The organism is Pseudomonas fluorescens, from assembly GCF_902497995.1.
Taxonomy (GTDB): domain Bacteria; phylum Pseudomonadota; class Gammaproteobacteria; order Pseudomonadales; family Pseudomonadaceae; genus Aquipseudomonas; species Aquipseudomonas fluorescens_BK.
On record NZ_CABVII010000013.1, the window covers coordinates 60,842 to 77,517 of the forward strand.

Consider the following 16,676-nt stretch of genomic DNA (forward strand, 5'->3'; position numbering starts at 1 on the left):
GTTGCCGGCTGAACGTCGATCAGGGCGCAATCCCTGTTCAATGAAGCTTGGCCTGCGGATAAGCGTAGGCCATAGTCAGGACGACGACATACACAGGATGAGTCGCTTCGAAAGGGGCGCCACCACTTGGGCTGTTGAGTGTCTTGTTGTGAAGGCGCGTTACCGACTAGCAACTTATTGATATTCAAACTTCTACTTTTTCAGAAACACTTAACCCTGATGGCGCGCTACAGCGCTGAACAATGCCGAGTTATTCTAAAAACCATCTGCGCTGAACCCTGGCCTGTTACGTCGGGAATCAAGTTGTTCAATAATCTGCAACAGGAAACTTGTCATGAAAGGCATACTCGGCGGCATTGGATTGTCACTGTTACTGGCGGCAACAGCGGCGTTCGCCCATCACGGCTGGAGTGAATACGACTCCAGCAAATCCCTGGAGCTCAATGGCACGATTGAAGAGTCGGGCTACTCCCATCCCCATGGTTTCGTGCGCCTCAAGACAGCGGACAAGACCTGGACCGTCGTCCTCGCACCGCCCTCGCGCATGGAGAATCGCGGCCTTACCAGGGACATGCTGAGTGTGGGCAACGAGGCCACCGTGGTCGGCTATCAGAATCGCAACAAACCTGAAGAATTGCGCGCCGAACGCATCACGGTCGGCGGCAAGACCACGGAGCTGCGATGATGCAGGCCGTGGATAGCAACGGTGGAACGGGGCCGGACAGCTGGCTGGACTGGTTGAATGACTCGCCCGTCGGGGCGGCCATGCGCGGCGACCTGTGGCTGTATCCGATGATCGAGGTGGTTCACATCATCGGTTTCACGGTGTTGGTCGGCTCTGTCCTGATGTTCGATCTGCGGGTGCTCGGGCTGTCAAAAAATATCGCGGTGACGGCGCTGGCGCGCCACCTCCTGACCTGGTCAATTGCCGCCCTGTTGTTGATCGTGCCTGCCGGCCTGATGATGTTTTCCGCCCATCCCCATGATTTCGCCTCCAACGGCGTGTTTATCCTGAAGCTGTGCCTGATCGCTGCGGCGGGCGTCAATGCCGCCTTGTTCCACATCGGTGTCTACCGCTCCGTCAACCAATGGAACACCGCCGTTGCGGCGCCCGGCATCGCAAAGATCCAGGCGCTGTTTTCGATTGCGCTATGGGTCACCGTGATTCTGTGCGGACGACTGTTGGCGTACACCTGAACCAACTTGCCTGCGACGCCGCGCACTCGTTTTTCTGGCGGGCTTTTTTTACCGGGTCGCTCAGTCAGGTATTGGTTTTCAGCCTGGTCCACAACCGGGTACTCAACCGTGCGATGGCCGCAGGCAGTTCCTCTACGGTAAACAACTTGTCCAGCACACCGCTCGGCGGGTAGATCGCCAGGTCCTGCTTCACGGCCGGAACCACATACTGATCCGCTGCGAGGTTGGGGTTGGCGTAGTGGATGCTGTTGCTGATGTTGGCGATGACCTGCGGCGTCAGCAGGTAATTCATGTAGGTATAGCCATTCTTCTCGTGCGGCGCGCTCTTGGGCATGACCACCATGTCGAACCACAACGTCGATCCTTCGTCAGGAATCGAATAGGCGATGTCGATGCCGTTATTGGCTTCCTTGGCGCTGGCCGCCGCCTGCACCACGTCACCATTGAAACCGATCACCGCGCAGACGTTACCGTTCGCCAGGTCGCTGATGTACTTGGAGGCGTGGAAATACTGCACGTAGGGTCTGATTTTCAGCAGCGCCTGCTCGGCTTTCTTATAGTCCGCAGGTTCGTGACTGTGAGGCGGCAGGCCCAGGTAATTGAGGGTGATCGGCAGGATTTGCGTGGGGTTATCGATAATCGCCACGCCACACTGGCTCAGTTTCTTGATGTTGTTTTCATCAAAAAACAGATCCCAGGAGCGGGTGACATCGGTGTTGCCGAAGATCGCCTTGATCTTCTCGACGTTGTAACCGATACCCGCGGTGCCCCACATGTAGGGGTAGCCATACTGGTTGCCCGGATCATTGACCTCGAGTTTTTTCATCAGTGCCGGGTCAAGGTTTTTCCAGTTGGGCAGCTGGTTTTTATCAAGCTTCTGAACGGCCCCTGCCTTGATCAATCGGGACAGAAAATGGTTCGAAGGGCTCACCACGTCATAGCCGGTGTTACCGGTCATCAGCTTCGATTCCAGCACTTCATTGCTGTCGTGAATGTCGTAGGTGGCTTTGATTCCCGTCTCTTTGGTGAACGTGGTCAGGGTGTCGTCGGCGATGTAGCCGTTCCAGTTTGAGATGTTGACGACTTCGTCGGCATAGCAGGCTGCCGACAACGTCGTCAGCACGACCATCAGCGGAATATTATTGACGCGCATGTTCAATCACCTGGTTATTGATGAGCTTTTATTGTTTGCCGAATGCCGGGTTTTCTAGACTTCTGTTCGGGCCCTGACCGCTTCCACGCGCATTCGCAGCATGGCACCGATATCGAGCAAGGGACGCGGCGGCAGCCAGCCCGGCTGAGCCCTGTGCATGACCGATGTCAGGATCGGCGAGCTGGCACCCGATGCCAGTTCGGCGAGCAGGCGTCCCCACAGGGTGCCGCGCGCGACGCCCGAACCGTTGCAGCCGGCCACGGCAAAAACGCCCTCTTCGACCTTGGCAAAGTAAGGCTGGCCGGAGCGTGAGGCGCTCAGGTGTCCGGTCCAGGTGTATTGGATGTCCTGCTCGTTCAGCCACGGAAAACGGCGCTGCAAGCCGAGCACATGGTGTTTTCGACGCTGCGCAAGTTCACGGTCGGACAAGTCCCGGGAACGGTACTCCGCGGTGTTGCGGATCATCACCCGACGATCCGGCGTCAGGCGCACCGTGGCCCCGAGCGGACGGGTAGAGAGCACGCCCCAGGGTTCGACAGCGCCGATGGCGCGGAACTCTTCGTCACTGAGCGGCCGCGTGAGGCTGGCACTGAGTTCCATCGCGAAGGTGCCGCTGTCGGTGATTCCTGCGCGGGGGATGAACGCGTTGAGGCAGACGAGCACCTGCTTCGCTTCGATGCTGGCGTTGACCGCATTGGCGCGAAGGCTTCCGTTACGCAGACGCTCCAGCCCGCTGATATCGGTATTTTCATAGAGGGTGACACTGTCCGGCAGCGTATCGAGCAGGCCCTTCACGTACTTCGCCGGTTGCAGCAGGGCATTGCCATTGCCGCACCAGATCGCGGCCTGGTAATGCTTGGTTCCGAGCTTTTTGCTCAGTGCGTCACCTTGCAGGAACTGCGCAGAGGCGCCGACCGCTCTCAGTGTTTGCAGCTTGGCCTCGACATGGGTCAGTTTGCCCGGATCGCTGACAGCGAAGTAATAACCCGAATCGCGAAAATCGCACTCGATGCCATGCCGAACAATGCGCTGGCGGACTTCCGCACTGGCGACCCGTGAAATCTCGGTATCCACTTCAAAATCAGCAAAACCCTGACGGCCGATCAGCTCGTCATCGGTCGGGTGTTCATGGCCGACCACGAAGCCTGAGTTGCGCGCCGAAGCCCCCTGCGCCGCGCGCTGCCGATCGACAACCACAATGCGTGCCTGAGGGTGCATGTCTGCCAGCGAATGAGCGGCGCACAGGCCGGTGATGCCGGCACCGATAATCAGCCAGTCAGCTTTTTGCGGGCCGCTCAGGCGAGTGCGTGCCCGAGAATCTCCAGCCTGCGCGATCCAGCCACATTTATTTTCCATGCGTCACCTCATTCGACTGTCATTGCGCGAGCCGTCTCTGTCCAAAGCACAACCTCATGCAACAATCGCATCAGTGGTTTGAGATGGCGGTAGCTAGAGCTAGAATCTATAAGGCCTTCGGCAATACAACCAACGTTATAAAATCATCGAGCCATTCAGCAAACGCATGGATAACATTCGCCACGTTCCCTCGCTCCAGGCCTTGCAGGCACTGGTCGAAGTCGCCGACAGCGGTAGCTTCACCCAGGCTGCGCAGACGCTGTGCCTGACCCAAAGCGCCGTGAGCCGCAAAATTCAGCAACTGGAGAGCCACTTCGGCTTACCCATGTTCGTAAGGAATAGCCGCAATGTCCGCCTGACCCCGGAAGGCGAACAGGTGCTGGCCATCGCGCGCAATATCCTGGCGCAGTTGAAATCACTGGAGGATCGGCTGGCACCGCAGAAACGTCCTTTACGCATCCGCATGCATGTGTCGCTGGCGGTGCGCTGGTTACTGCCGAAGTTGAGCGAGTTCTATCGAAGTCATCCGGACGTATCGCTGTCGATCGAAACCGTGGCGACTGAAGTGGTGGAACCGGCGATCGATAGCGATGCCTACATCCTCTATCTGCCGGAGCCGTCCGCTGATCCGGATTGCCTGATCCTGTTCGAGGAAGCCCTGGTGCCGGTGTGCGCCCCGGGCCTGGGCAGCCCGACCCGGCCGTTGCAGTCGGTGGAGGATCTAGGGGGTTTCCCGCTGCTGCATCGTTCGGCGGACAAGCATGACTGGGTCCAATGGCTGTCCGCCAATGGCGGCAAGTCGCTGGAAGATTACCGGCACATTCCCTTCAACCTCGACGAGCTGGCGCTCGATGCCGCAGCGCGAGGATTGGGGGTCGCCATGACCGACTTGACCCTGGCGGTCGAATCCATTGAACGGGGCGTGCTGGTCATACCCTTCGGCCCCCCCTTGAAAACCCGCGGAATATACGCGCTGAAGCTGCAACCTTCGGCGGCTTCTCACCCGGCGTGCGGGCTGATCATGCAATGGTTCTCCCAGCAGGCCGAATTACCTTCGCCGGCAAGCCGGTCTCGCTCCCACATGGGGCACCGGTGATTCCCGGGTTGTGACTGTTGTTGGAAGTTTTTTCATGAAGGACCGTTCCTCGATTCCGACGTACGGCGTTTAGGTCATCAGACATTGATACCGCTTCATCGAAACGCTTTTTGCGGCGTTTTATCTCCCGGTTGCGATAATCAAAGGTACAAGCTGCTCTTCATCCGACAGCGCTCCATGATGACCCATCCAGGATGTCTGAAAGGGTTCCCGGATTGAACGAACCAAACCGGCACCGTCCCCGGCGATGACCAAAAGATCTCCGATGCGCCTGCACGCTGCATCCGTCACGTTCTTCCCGAACAGGCCAAGGGCCAATGCCTGTTCTCGCGTGAGCACCTCAAAGTGCCCTGCGAGAACTTCGCGCCAGCGCTTCACTGCATCGGCATCGGTGGGGTCTTGAAGATAAACATGCCGCGCGCGAATATCACCACAGATACTGGCTACTCCCCGTTGCAAGTCCGGCATCAAGTCAAAATCAAACGTCCTGGCATCATCGACCGTGGTCATACCATGGTCAGCGGTCACTATTAGCACCGCGTCCTGCTCAATTTGATCTCGCAGACTGCGGATTCGTTGATCGATATCTTCGAGCGTGTCCTGCCACTTCCCGGATCCTGGCCCATGCAAATGTCCACACAGGTCGAGCTCACCGAAATAAACGTACGACAGTTGTCGATCATTGCACCCTGACACCGACCGAAAGCGTGCCATCAGATCATCGGGATCAGTGAACGCAATGACCTTGGCCCCATTGAACACGGTCCGGGTATAGGCCGAACCGGCAATGGCGGCAGGCAGAAACGCATTGATCAACAAGCCACCGGCAGCCGCCTTTACCCAGGCCGACTGGCTGGCAACGATCTTTTCAGCACAGGCGGCTGCAGCTTCAAGTCGACCGGTGCGCGGGTCGAAGAGCTGCCAGGACAGAGGATTGAACTGCCACGCCTCGACATTAAATGCCGCACCGACAATGCCGTGACTACCGCTGTCTTCTGCTGTTGCCAGCGAAGCCAGGCTGGCAGCCGTCGTCGACGGGAAGCCCGAATGCAGTATTTGCCCCTCCCCCCTGTTTACCAGTGAGCTCAGATACGGAGCCCTGTGGGCATACCTGTTCAGAAGTTGAGCGCCCAGCCCGTCAACCAGACACAGCACCACCTGCTTGCAGCATGGCAAGACGATGCTTGCCGCATTGTCGCTGACGCCCAGCGATTGAAGAACCGAGTTCGTCAAACTGGCCAGGCCGGACCTGACTGGCTGGAACATGGCGCACCTCCTTGAGCGGTGTGAATGGCCTCTACCCGATTCCATCGTAGGGGATTGAAGCCATGGAGATTACAAACTTGCCATCGAGTTGTCAGCGCAGCCGGCGCTCTCGATTCCTGCAGTGGGGTCGTCGGTCACCCACACCGGGAGCCGTCGGTCGCCAGCCGTAACCACGGCGCCAATTCATTAGAAAATTGTCATTCAACTGTTGGTCGGCTGTGCGGATCGCCTGGTTAACCGGAACTTATTGCCAGGCCACCCTCCGGCAGCCAATCAGCCCTGAACAGAGGGAATCATCATGAAAATGTTCACACTCGGTCTGGCCACCCTCCTCGCCGGCCCGGCGTTGGCCGATACCCACACCGCCGACCCTGTCATACAGGACAAGCCCGGTTTCTTCGTCCACCTGGACGTCGCCAAAGAGCTGACCAGTACCGATATTACGCAAGCGTGCGGCATCGTCCCCGCACGGTTCACTTACCTTGACCAGCAGGGGCGCGAGCATGTGCTGGATTACCAGGCCCAGGGTGTGTGGTGCATCAGTGATCATTGAGCCAGCGATGTACTCGCATTTGATCGGGCTACACTGGCGCGGCTGACCTCTGTAGCCCGTTACGTCGGACGATGCGCCCCTATGTTGTCACATCTTATTTCTTCTCTTTGACAATCGAGGCTTGAGCTTTAGGCTGTCTCAACCTATAAATACTATAGAAAATCATGAGCGACCTACTGCCGTTTCCGCTGTCCAAAAAGAAAGCCCTGGAAATCATTAGAGAGCTTTCTATTGGTTCTGAGCGTGTCTTTTATTCCAAACACGCGCGGTCGCGCATGATTGAGCGGGAGATAACCATGCCGGATGTCATGGAATGCTTGCGCAGAGGACAAGTCACTGATGGCCCCTACCAAGCACCAGGGGGCGATTGGAGATTCACTATTTCATGGTTCAGGGCCGGGTCACCCCTCCAGATTGTCGGCGCAATCGATGTCGACGAGGATGGGAAATATCTCGTCATAGTGACCACGATGCAAAGGGAGAGATAATTTTATGTACCACTACGTTGAAAGCGGTTTGCCGAACGTTTGGCTTAGCAACGGCTACGTGGTGAAAGAGACCGCTTATGGCGAGTCTGTTGCTATCACGGATGTCGAGGGTCTTCACGACTTTATCGGCAAGACTATTGCGCAAAAGCCAGCAGCACTTACCGGTGCAGAGTTTCGGTTCCTGCGCAAAGAACTGGGCTTATCGCAAGAAAGACTGGCCGGTATTGTCGGGCTTACCTCCCAGGCGGTGGCGATCTGGGAAAAGACTGACAAGATTCCGACTGTAAACGACCGCTACCTGCGCGGGCTTTACCTGGAAGCCAAGACTGGCGAGGCGGACCTGATGGCTGCCATTAACTCGATCAACGAACTGGACCACGAGCTTCATAAGCTCAATCTACAGTTTGAAAATGGCTGGCATGAACAAGAAAAAACATGTGCCTGACAAAAACGTCAATGCTACAGCTACTGTAGGAGCAAGCTTGCTCCTACAGTAGACCCGGGAACTTCAAGTAAAATGGCAAAAAACACCAGCGCCTTTGAGCAGTTTCGGCATAGGCGCAACGCTTTGCCGAACCTAGACTCGCCCTCAGATTAAAGCATCCAAGCTCAATAAAATCCGGTGCTGATCCAGGAGAATCACCATGAACCCATCCGATATTTTTGTTATCAGCGCCGTGCGCTCGGCCATCGGCAGCTTTGGCGGCTCGCTCAAGGATGTGCCACCCATCCAGTTGGCCACCGACGTGTGCCGCGCCGCCATCGAGCGTTCAGGTCTGGCGCCTGAGCACATCGGTCACGCCGTAATGGGGCATGTGATCCCGACCGAAACACGTGATGCCTACATCTCCCGAGCCGTGGCAATGAATGCCGGCCTGCCCAAAGAAACTCCGGCCTTCAACGTCAACCGCCTCTGCGGCTCCGGTTTGCAGGCAATCGTCAGCGCAGCACAAAGTCTGATGCTGGGGGATGCCGGGGCTGCGCTGGCCGGTGGCGTCGAGTCCATGAGCCGCGGCGCCTACCTGTTGCCGCAGGCACGCTGGGGCGCACGCATGGGTGACATGCAGGCCATCGACTACATGCTCGGCGTGCTGCAAGACCCCTTTGCCGGTTTCCACATGGGCATCACCGCGGAAAACATCGCCGAGCGTTATGGCATCACTCGCCAGGCCCAGGATGAACTGGCGCTTGTCAGCCAACAACGGGCCGCCCGAGCCATTGCCGAAGGCCGCTTTGTCGAGCAGATCGTGCCGATCGAAGTGGCGACCCGCAAAGGTACGGTGACCTTTGCCACTGACGAACATGTGCGCGCCGAGGTCAACGCCGAGCAATTGGGCAAGATGAAACCGGCCTTCAAAAAAGACGGCAGCGTCACCGCCGGCAACGCCTCCGGCCTCAATGACGGCGCCGGTGCGCTGATCATGGCTACCGGTGAAATGGTCCGTGCGCAAGGCCTCAAGCCCATGGCCCGACTGGTCGGTTACGCCCACGCCGGTGTCGAACCGGAACTGATGGGGCTGGGCCCGATTCCCGCCACGCGCCTGGTGCTCAAGCGCGCCGGCCTGACCGTCGCCGACCTGGATGTCATCGAGTCGAACGAGGCCTTCGCCGCCCAGGCCTGTGCGGTGGCGCAAGAACTGGGCTTCGACCCGGAGAAGGTCAACCCCAACGGTTCCGGCATCTCCCTGGGCCATCCGGTGGGCGCCACCGGTGCGATTATCGCCACCAAGGCCATTCATGAACTGCACCGTGTTCAGGGGCGTTACGCCCTGGCGACCATGTGCATCGGCGGCGGCCAGGGCATCGCCGTGTTGTTCGAACGCGTCTGACAAGCCCCCGCCCGCTCCCCTTGCCCCCCGTTTAGCGGGGGGCAGTTTGAGCGTGATCGACAAAACCATTCGAAAATCGGTGTGATGACCTAACCTCATAGGCTGAGTGACTATCAACAGAGTCGAACACGCCTATGCGTCCTGTATTGAAAGCCATGATCCTCATCGCTTTCACGCTTTTCGGGTCGAGTCCCGGAATGCTGTCGGCAGCGGACCCGCCAGACGATTCAGTGCCCAGACCGGGGGCTGCAATCCTTGCCGTGCCCCAGAGCGACCTCCAGGCGTTGCAACTTCGACTGGACATCCTCAAACAGCAGATTTCGCTGGTTGACGATTACAACCAGCTGGAAGGCCCGCAGGATCTGGTTCAAGCGTTCATCCTCGATGTCGATCGCCTGTCGGCCTCGTTGCTTCCCCTGCAGACCCAACTGCGCGCGCAACTCGGGGTGCTGGGACCTGCCACGCTCGACGATGCAGGATCGGAGCAATCCGATATCGCTGCGCAAAGGGCATCGCTCACCGAGCAAAAAAACAAAGTCGACGCCACCTTGAAAACCCTGGCAGCGCTCAAGGGGAGTGCCACTGACCTCATCACCCAGATTGCCGGCATTCGGCGCAACCTGCTGGAAAGCGAGCTGACCCTGAGCACCCAAAGCATCCTGAATCCGGGCTTCTGGACACCGCTATTGAACCCGTCGCCGGACGATCGGCAGCGCTTGAGCTTTTTCATCGATCAGGCGCGCGACGTGGTCAAGGCCGCCTGGCAACCCGGTCAGCGCCTCTTCACGGCCGCATTGCTGTTGCTGGCCCTGGTCCTCTGGACCCTGGGCCGCAGGCTCGCCGAACGAGGGCTGGCATGGCTGTGCATCCACCGCATGCCCGAGGGACGCCTGCGCCGAAGCTCACTCGCACTGGCCTCGGTACTGGCCACGGTATTGACCGTTGGCATTTCCTTGCAATTGCTGTTCTTTGCCTGCACGCGCCAAAGTCCACCGACGCCGATACTGATGACCTTTTCCCAGGAATTCGAAAAGATCGTTTACGCCTGCGTGCTGATTGCCGCCTTGAGCCGCGCCTTGTTGTCCACGCAACATCCTTCCTGGCGATTGCTCGCAATTGCCGATCCGGTGGCACTGTCGCTGAAGCCGTTTCCTCGACTGTTGGCTGCTGTCCTGTTGGTTCTGATGACGATTATCCAGGTCGCCAACGCAACCGGCATGAGCAGTGAGATTGTGATCGCTGGTCGAGGCGTCATCGCCCTGACGGTCGCCTCGATTGTCGTTTTTTTATTGATGCGCACGAGCAAGGTCCGAAGATCAGTCGTGGCCAGTGGAGAAGCCCCTGAAGCGGGCACGACCTTCGCCGGACTGCTCTATGCAATCACCGGTCTGGCAATGTTGATCGCCCTGTTATCGCTGCTGACTGGATATGTTTCTCTGGCGAGGTTCATCACCTACGAGCTGGTCTGGGGATTCCTGATCCTTTCCGGCTTCTACCTCCTGATACAGCTGTTCAAGGACGCCTGCGAATACCTGTTTTCATCCAGGAGTTCCAGCGGCAAGGCGATGAAACAGATGCTGGGCATTGATGATCGTCGACTGGAGCAGATCGAGGTCATTCTCTCCGGGGTCGGCCGGGCCGGGCTATTGCTATTAGCGGCTGTCACACTGGTTGTCGGGGGTGTCGGAACGACGCTTGGCCAACTGATCACCAATGTCTTTTCCATGCTCGGCGGCGGCGGACTGCGCAAACTCAACATTATCCCGGGCCACCTGCTCAATGCGGTGCTGGCCCTGATGATCGGCATTTACCTGATTCGATCGCTGCGCCGCTGGCTGGATAACGAGTTCCTGCCCAAAACCGACATGGACCCGGGCATGCGGGCCTCGCTCAGCACGCTGTTTGCCAACATCGGCTACGCCCTGGTCATTCTGCTGACGCTGTCGTCATTGGGCGTGCAGTGGACCAATCTGGCCTGGATCGTCAGCGCCTTGTCAGTGGGGATCGGCTTCGGCTTGCAGGAGATCGTCAAGAACTTCGTCTCCGGCCTGATCCTGCTGACCGAACGGCCGGTGAAGGTGGGCGACCTGATCAGTATCAGCGGGGTCGAAGGTGACATCCGCCGAATCAACGTGAGGGCCACCGAAATCCAGCTCAGTGACCGCTCGATCGTCATCGTCCCGAACTCGCAGCTGATCTCGCAGAACCTGCGCAACGTGACCCTCGGCGGCAGCGCCCAAGGGGTGGCGATACTCGAACTCACCTTCCCCCTGGACATCGACCCCGAGCAAGTGAAAAACCTGCTGTACGACACGTATTGCGAGCACGAGACCATTCTCGACAAACCGGCGCCGGTGGTCCGGTTCAGCAAACTGACCCCCGAAGGCATCACCTTGACCATCACCGGATATGTCGGCAGCCCAAGAATTGTCAGCACCACCAAAAGCGACCTGCTGTTCGAGATCCTCAAGCGCCTGGGTGCCGCCGGGATTGAATTGGCCAAGCCGGCACCCGCGGTGTGAGCGGGTGCCCGGCATCAGGGACGGTTACTTCGGTTGCGCCACCGTGCGCAAGTAAGGTTTCACTGTCTTGAAGCCATCCGGATACTTCTTGCGTGCATCCTCGTCGGAGACCGACGTGGGAATGATCACGTCATCCCCCGGACGCCAGTTCACTGGGGTGGCGACGGTGTGTTTGGCGTTCAGCTGGAGGGAGTCGAGCAGTCGCAGCACTTCATCGAAGTTGCGCCCGGCACTCATCGGGTAGATCAGCATCGCCTTGACCTTCTTGTCCGGGCCGATGATGAACACCGAACGTACCGTGGCGTTGTCCACGGCGGTCCGGGCGCCGCCACTGGCATTGGGGTGAATCATGTCGTAGAGCTTGGCCACCACCAGGTTCTCGTCGCCGATCATCGGGTAATTGACCGCATGGCCCTGGGTTTCTTCGATGTCTTTGGCCCAGGTCTGATGGTTACTGACGGGGTCGACGCTGAGGCCGACGATTTTGGTGTTGCGCTTGTCGAACTCGGGCTTGAGCCCGGCCATGTAGCCGAGTTCAGTGGTGCAGACCGGGGTGAAGTCCTTCGGATGCGAGAACAGGATGGCCCACTTGTCGCCAATCCACTCGTGGAAGTTCAGCGTGCCTTCGGTGCTCTCAACGGAAAAATCCGGTGCTTCGTCGCCTATACGAATTGCCATGCTCATTCTCCTCACTGTGAAGGGTCGGGAAACGCTTGGACAAACCAGTATAGGAGACCTTGAAGGGCGAAGGCGATTTCACGGACGCCTTCGCGGGCAAGCCTCGCTCCTGCGGGGGGCCATGTCTGCATGGGCACGGCTTGGGGCGAAGGCGGTCTCACGGGTGCCTTCGCCGGCGCTATTGACGCGCCACCTTATAGCGGACGCAATCGTCGTAAAAACTCTGCCAGACCGCCGCCGGCTTGAGTCGCGATTGGCTGTCGTAGGTCTGCTCGGTAATGCCCATGGCCATCATGCGCATCCATGGCTTGCTGAATTTGTAGGCCTGCAACTTCTGGCGCGCGGCATACAACGAGACGCCCGACAGTTTAAGTTCCTGGGCTTTGGCCGCCGTTCCCGCCCCCCAGCTGCACAGATACTGGTCATTTGCCACCAACTCCCTGGCCTGAACGGAGGCGGTACCGCTCGCCAGGCCGCACGACATCAGCGCGATCAACACATTCCGCATTAGCATTCGATCCTAACTATCTGAAAATAAATTGATTCTGGTCAAAGTTTTAAGGCTTCGGGGCCAGCAAAATGCCTTAACTGCGCGATAGCCTGTTTTCTCAGTGTCTGACGGACATGTCTTGCGAGATTTCAATCCTTGGCTATAGCTAACGTTTCCCAACACAATCCAGAGAGGCAACGGAATGTCAGTCGCAAAGAAAATGACCGTGGGGCAACTGACAATGCTGACGGCCGTCAATATGTTGGGCTCAGGCATTGTGTTGTTGCCCACCAAACTCGCCGAAGTCGGCGGTATTTCCATTCTTTCCTGGCTGATCACGGCCACCGGCTCCCTGGCGCTGGCTTATGCCTTCGCGCGCTGCGGCATGCTCAGTCGCAAGACCGGGGGCATGGGCGGTTACGCTGAATACACCTTCGGCAAGGCGGGCAACTACCTCACGAACTACACCTATGGGCTCTCGTTATTGATTGCCAACGTCGCGATCAGCATTACGGCGGTCGGCTATATCCAGGAGCTGTTCCACATCCAGCTTGATTCACTGCAAGTGGGTCTGGCGACTATCGCTCTGTTGTGGATCACCACGTTCGCCAACTTCGGCGGCGCGCGGATTACCGGCCGAATCGGGTCGATCACGGTGTGGGGGGTAATCGCACCGGTGGTGCTGGTGTCCACCATTGGCTGGTTCTGGTTCGACAGCAGTGTCTATGCCGCTGGCTGGAACCCGCACAACATGGGCTGGTTCGAAGCCGCAGGGGCATCGGTGGCGATCACTTTATGGGCCTTCCTCGGCCTGGAGTCGGCGTGCGCCAACACCGATGCCGTGGAAAATCCCGAGAAGAACGTACCGATTGCGGTACTCGGCGGCACCCTCGGCGCGGCCGTGATCTACATCGTCTCCACCAACGTCATCGCCGGCATTGTGGACAACCCGGAACTGGCCGCCTCCACCGCACCATTCGGCCTGGTCTTTGCCAAGATGTTCACGCCCTTGGTCGGCGATATCGTGATGGCCGCGATGGTACTCGCCTGCATCGGTTCATTGCTGGGTTGGCAGTTCACCATCGCCCAGGTGTACAAAAGCTCGGCGGACACCGGTTACTTCCTGTCGATCTTCGCCAAATCCAACAAGGCCGGAACGCCCATTGTCGGCATGCTGGTCCTGCTGGCCGCGCAGACGGCGCTGGGCTTTCTCACCATCAGCCCGGACCTGAGCAAGCAGTTCGACACCCTGGTCAACCTCGCGGTGGTCACCAATCTGGTGCCGTACATCCTGTCCATGGCGGCGCTTATGACCATGCAGAAAGTGTCCAACGTACCCGCAGGCAAGGCGCTGGCCACCAACATTATTGCCTGGGTGGCGGCCGCTTACAGTTACCTGGCGCTCTACAGCTCGGGCGAGCAGGCACTGATGCTTGGCGGCGTGGCGACCATCTTCGGTTACACGCTGTTCGGCTTCGTCAACAACCGCCTGATCCGCCTCGAAGCGCGCAATAACAGCGTACCGACGCAAACCGTCAGCGCTCAGCACCTCACGGGCGAGCCGGTGCCGGTGAACAGTTTGCAAACAGCCACTCTGGAGGTTCAACAATGACGGAATATAGACACTTGCTCGGAATGCTCACGCTGCTGGTGAGCAGTCCGCCGGACAAAAGAACCGTATTCGGTCGCGCCCTGAATCAATTGATCAGTGGTGTGGAAGAACGCGCCATCAGCGTGCTGGTCTCGGAAAGCCTGAGCGACGCCACCTCGATCCTGCAGTCGGACCCGGCCATTCAGTGCGTGCTGCTCAGCTGGGAAATGGACGACAGCGAAGGTCACGAGGAATGCATCAAACTGCTGACCAGCCTGCGCGAACGCAACACCCGGGTGCCGGTGTTCCTGATCAGCGACCGCAGCACGGCGTCGAGCATTCCGCTGGTGGTCATGCAGCACGCCGACGACTTCATCTGGCTGCCCGAAGACACCAGCCGCTTCCTCAGCGGGCGCATCCTGGCGGCCATCGAACGCTATCGCCAGGCCGCGCTGCCGCCGATGTTCGGCGCGCTGGTGAAATTTTCCCGCACCTATGAATACTCGTGGCACACCCCAGGGCATGCCGGTGGCACGGCGTTTCTCAAGAGCACGGCGGGCCGCGCGTTCTATGAGTTCTTCGGGGAAAACCTGCTGCGTTCGGACCTGTCGATTTCGGTCGGCGAACTGGGTTCGCTGCTCGATCACAGCGGCCCCATCGGCCAGGGCGAGCGTTACGCGGCCAAGGTGTTTGGCGCGCACCGCACCTATTACGTCACCAACGGCTCGTCGACGTCCAACCGGGTCATCCTCATGGCCAGCGTCACGCGCAACCAGATCGCGTTGTGCGACCGCAATTGCCACAAGTCCGCCGAGCACGCGATGACCTTGTCCGGGGCCATTCCGACCTACCTGGTGCCGACCCGCAATCGCTACGGCATCATCGGCCCGATCCTGCCGCAGACCCTGAGCGCCGAAGGGGTCAAGGCGGCCATTGCCGACAACCCGCTGGTCAAGGACGGTATCGACCCGACGCCGATCCACGCCATCATCACCAACTCCACCTACGACGGCCTGACCTACAACGTCACCCGGGTCGAGGAGTTGCTGGGCCAGAGTGTCGACCGGCTGCATTTCGATGAAGCCTGGTACGGTTATGCGCGGTTCAACCCGCTGTACCGCGACCGCTTCGCCATGCATGGCAGCCCTGACGATCACGATGAGTCGCGCCCGACCGTGTTCGCCACCCAATCGACCCACAAGTTGCTCGCCGCACTGTCCCAGGCGTCGATGATTCACGTGCGCAACGGCCGCAACCCGATTGCGCACGGGCGCTTCAACGAGTCGTTCATGATGCACGCCTCGACCTCGCCCAACTACGCGATCATGGCCTCCTGCGACGTCAGCTCGGCGATGATGGAAGCGCCCAGCGGGCAGATCCTGACCACCGAATCCATCGAAGAAGCCATCGCTTTCCGCCAGGTCATCTCACGCATGAACAATGAGATGCAGGGCAAGGACGAGTGGTTTTTCACCTGCTGGCAGCCGCCGTCGGTGCAAGTGGGTGGCGCGGCGGTACCCTTCCATGAAGTCGATCCGGTGCTGCTCAAAACCGAACCGAACTGCTGGGTGCTGCACCCGAACGAGGTGTGGCACGGTTTCGGCGACATCGAGGACGGCTACTGCATGCTCGACCCGATCAAGGTCTCGGTGCTGAGCCCCGGCATGGGCGACGACGGCAACCTGCTGGACTTCGGCATCCCCGCCTGCATCCTCACCGCCTACCTCGGACGCCAGGGCATCGTCGTCGAGAAAACCACCGACTTCACCATTCTCTTCCTGTTCTCCATCGGCATCACCAAAGGCAAATGGGGCACCCTGGTCAACGCCCTGCTCGACTTCAAGCGCGACTTCGACGATAACCTCGAGCTCGAGCTGTGCCTGCCGGACCTGCTGACCGCCAACCAGCAACGCTATGCCGGCATGGGACTCAAGGACCTCGCCGAGGACATCTTCGCCGCCATGAAGCAACACAAGACCACGGCGACCATGGCCCAGGCGTTCGGCATGCTGCCGCAAGCCGAGTTCAGTCCGGTAGAGGCGTACGAGAAACTGGTGAAAGACCAGGTCGAACGGGTGACCCTGGAAGAAGCCGCCGGGCGGATTGTCGCCACCGGGATCGTGCCCTATCCACCGGGCATTCCATTGTTGATGCCAGGTGAAAACGCAGGGCCGGCCGATGGGCCGTTGCTGGCCTATCTCAGGGCGCTGGAAAGCTTCGACAAATCCTTTCCGGGTTTCACCCATGACACCCATGGGATCGAAAGCGAGGGCGGGGTTTATCGGTTGCTGGTGTTGAAGTGATGTAAACAGGACCCTCGGCTTACACAAACCCAAATGTGGGAGCGGGCTTGCTCGCGAAAGCGGCCGTCCAGTCGACAAAGATGTTGACTGACACTCCGTCTTCGCGAGCAAGCCCGCTCCCACAGTTGATCTCCTTCAGCCATGGAGATCGCAT

The 16,676-nt window shown here is 59.1% G+C and carries 15 protein-coding genes; 10 read left to right on the forward strand and 5 right to left on the reverse strand.

What is annotated here, in order from left to right; genetic code table 11:
• Positions 1 to 334: 334 nt before the first annotated feature.
• Together F8N80_RS16505 and F8N80_RS16510 are read left to right on the forward strand one after the other, a co-directional pair.
• A complete protein-coding gene (locus F8N80_RS16505; RefSeq protein ID WP_150747557.1) occupies positions 335 to 685 on the forward strand; it encodes a DUF6152 family protein in 351 nt (116 codons plus the stop codon).
• A complete protein-coding gene (locus F8N80_RS16510) occupies positions 685 to 1,197 on the forward strand; it encodes a DUF6644 family protein (RefSeq protein ID WP_150747581.1) in 513 nt (170 codons plus the stop codon). Before F8N80_RS16505 ends, F8N80_RS16510 begins: the two co-directional genes overlap by 1 nt.
• 64 nt (positions 1,198 to 1,261) lie before the next feature.
• Here F8N80_RS16510 and F8N80_RS16515 read toward each other — a convergent pair whose 3' ends face one another.
• Both F8N80_RS16515 and F8N80_RS16520 read right to left on the reverse strand, forming a co-directional pair.
• Positions 1,262 to 2,350, reverse strand: coding sequence for a polyamine ABC transporter substrate-binding protein (locus F8N80_RS16515; protein WP_150747558.1), 1,089 nt, complete (start codon positions 2,348 to 2,350; stop codon positions 1,262 to 1,264).
• Between the two features lie 54 nt (positions 2,351 to 2,404).
• Positions 2,405 to 3,706 (reverse strand): NAD(P)/FAD-dependent oxidoreductase, encoded by a 1,302-nt coding sequence (locus F8N80_RS16520; protein WP_150747559.1) that lies wholly within the window; start codon positions 3,704 to 3,706, stop codon positions 2,405 to 2,407.
• 166 nt (positions 3,707 to 3,872) lie between these two features.
• On the opposite strand from F8N80_RS16520, the gene F8N80_RS16525 reads away from it, so the two are divergent.
• Entirely contained in the window at positions 3,873 to 4,802 is a 930-nt protein-coding gene (locus F8N80_RS16525) for a LysR family transcriptional regulator (RefSeq protein WP_150784292.1), read from the forward strand.
• A 120-nt stretch (positions 4,803 to 4,922) separates the two neighbouring features.
• On the opposite strand, the gene F8N80_RS16530 is transcribed toward F8N80_RS16525, so the two are convergent.
• Positions 4,923 to 6,068 carry an alkaline phosphatase family protein gene (locus F8N80_RS16530; RefSeq protein ID WP_191632936.1) on the reverse strand — a complete coding sequence of 382 codons (1,146 nt, stop codon included), beginning with the start codon at positions 6,066 to 6,068 and terminating at the stop codon, positions 4,923 to 4,925.
• Between the two features lie 298 nt (positions 6,069 to 6,366).
• Here F8N80_RS16530 and F8N80_RS16535 point away from each other — a divergent pair, with 298 nt between their 5' ends.
• The 5 genes from F8N80_RS16535 to F8N80_RS16555 all read left to right on the forward strand — a co-directional run bounded on the left by F8N80_RS16535 (position 6,367) and on the right by F8N80_RS16555 (position 11,460).
• The gene (locus F8N80_RS16535; protein WP_150784293.1) at positions 6,367 to 6,621 is read left to right on the forward strand and encodes a DUF2790 domain-containing protein; all 255 of its coding nucleotides are present in this window, start codon (positions 6,367 to 6,369) and stop codon (positions 6,619 to 6,621) included.
• A 164-nt stretch (positions 6,622 to 6,785) separates the two neighbouring features.
• On the forward strand, positions 6,786 to 7,109 hold the full coding sequence (locus F8N80_RS16540) for a DUF4258 domain-containing protein (RefSeq protein ID WP_150747563.1): 324 nt from the start codon (positions 6,786 to 6,788) through the stop codon (positions 7,107 to 7,109).
• A 4-nt stretch (positions 7,110 to 7,113) separates the two neighbouring features.
• Positions 7,114 to 7,554: a helix-turn-helix domain-containing protein gene (locus F8N80_RS16545; protein ID WP_150747564.1), complete on the forward strand. Its 441-nt coding sequence runs from the start codon at positions 7,114 to 7,116 to the stop codon at positions 7,552 to 7,554.
• A gap of 199 nt (positions 7,555 to 7,753) precedes the next feature.
• Complete coding sequence (locus F8N80_RS16550) at positions 7,754 to 8,938, forward strand: acetyl-CoA C-acyltransferase family protein (RefSeq protein WP_150747565.1); 1,185 nt, start codon at positions 7,754 to 7,756, stop codon at positions 8,936 to 8,938.
• Between the two features lie 134 nt (positions 8,939 to 9,072).
• On the forward strand, positions 9,073 to 11,460 hold the full coding sequence (locus F8N80_RS16555) for a DUF3772 domain-containing protein (protein WP_150784294.1): 2,388 nt from the start codon (positions 9,073 to 9,075) through the stop codon (positions 11,458 to 11,460).
• A gap of 24 nt (positions 11,461 to 11,484) precedes the next feature.
• Here the strand turns inward: F8N80_RS16555 and F8N80_RS16560 are convergent, their stop codons facing one another.
• Positions 11,485 to 12,138, reverse strand: coding sequence for a peroxiredoxin (locus F8N80_RS16560; RefSeq protein WP_150747567.1), 654 nt, complete (start codon positions 12,136 to 12,138; stop codon positions 11,485 to 11,487).
• Between the two features lie 178 nt (positions 12,139 to 12,316).
• A complete protein-coding gene (locus F8N80_RS16565) occupies positions 12,317 to 12,652 on the reverse strand; it encodes a hypothetical protein (RefSeq protein ID WP_150747568.1) in 336 nt (111 codons plus the stop codon).
• A gap of 178 nt (positions 12,653 to 12,830) precedes the next feature.
• Between F8N80_RS16565 and potE the strand changes: the two genes are divergently transcribed.
• Both potE and F8N80_RS16575 read left to right on the forward strand, forming a co-directional pair.
• Positions 12,831 to 14,240 (forward strand): putrescine-ornithine antiporter, encoded by a 1,410-nt coding sequence (potE, locus tag F8N80_RS16570; protein ID WP_150747569.1) that lies wholly within the window; start codon positions 12,831 to 12,833, stop codon positions 14,238 to 14,240.
• A complete protein-coding gene (locus tag F8N80_RS16575) occupies positions 14,237 to 16,522 on the forward strand; it encodes an Orn/Lys/Arg decarboxylase N-terminal domain-containing protein (RefSeq protein WP_150747570.1) in 2,286 nt (761 codons plus the stop codon). Before potE ends, F8N80_RS16575 begins: the two co-directional genes overlap by 4 nt.
• The last annotated feature ends 154 nt before the right edge of the window (positions 16,523 to 16,676 follow it).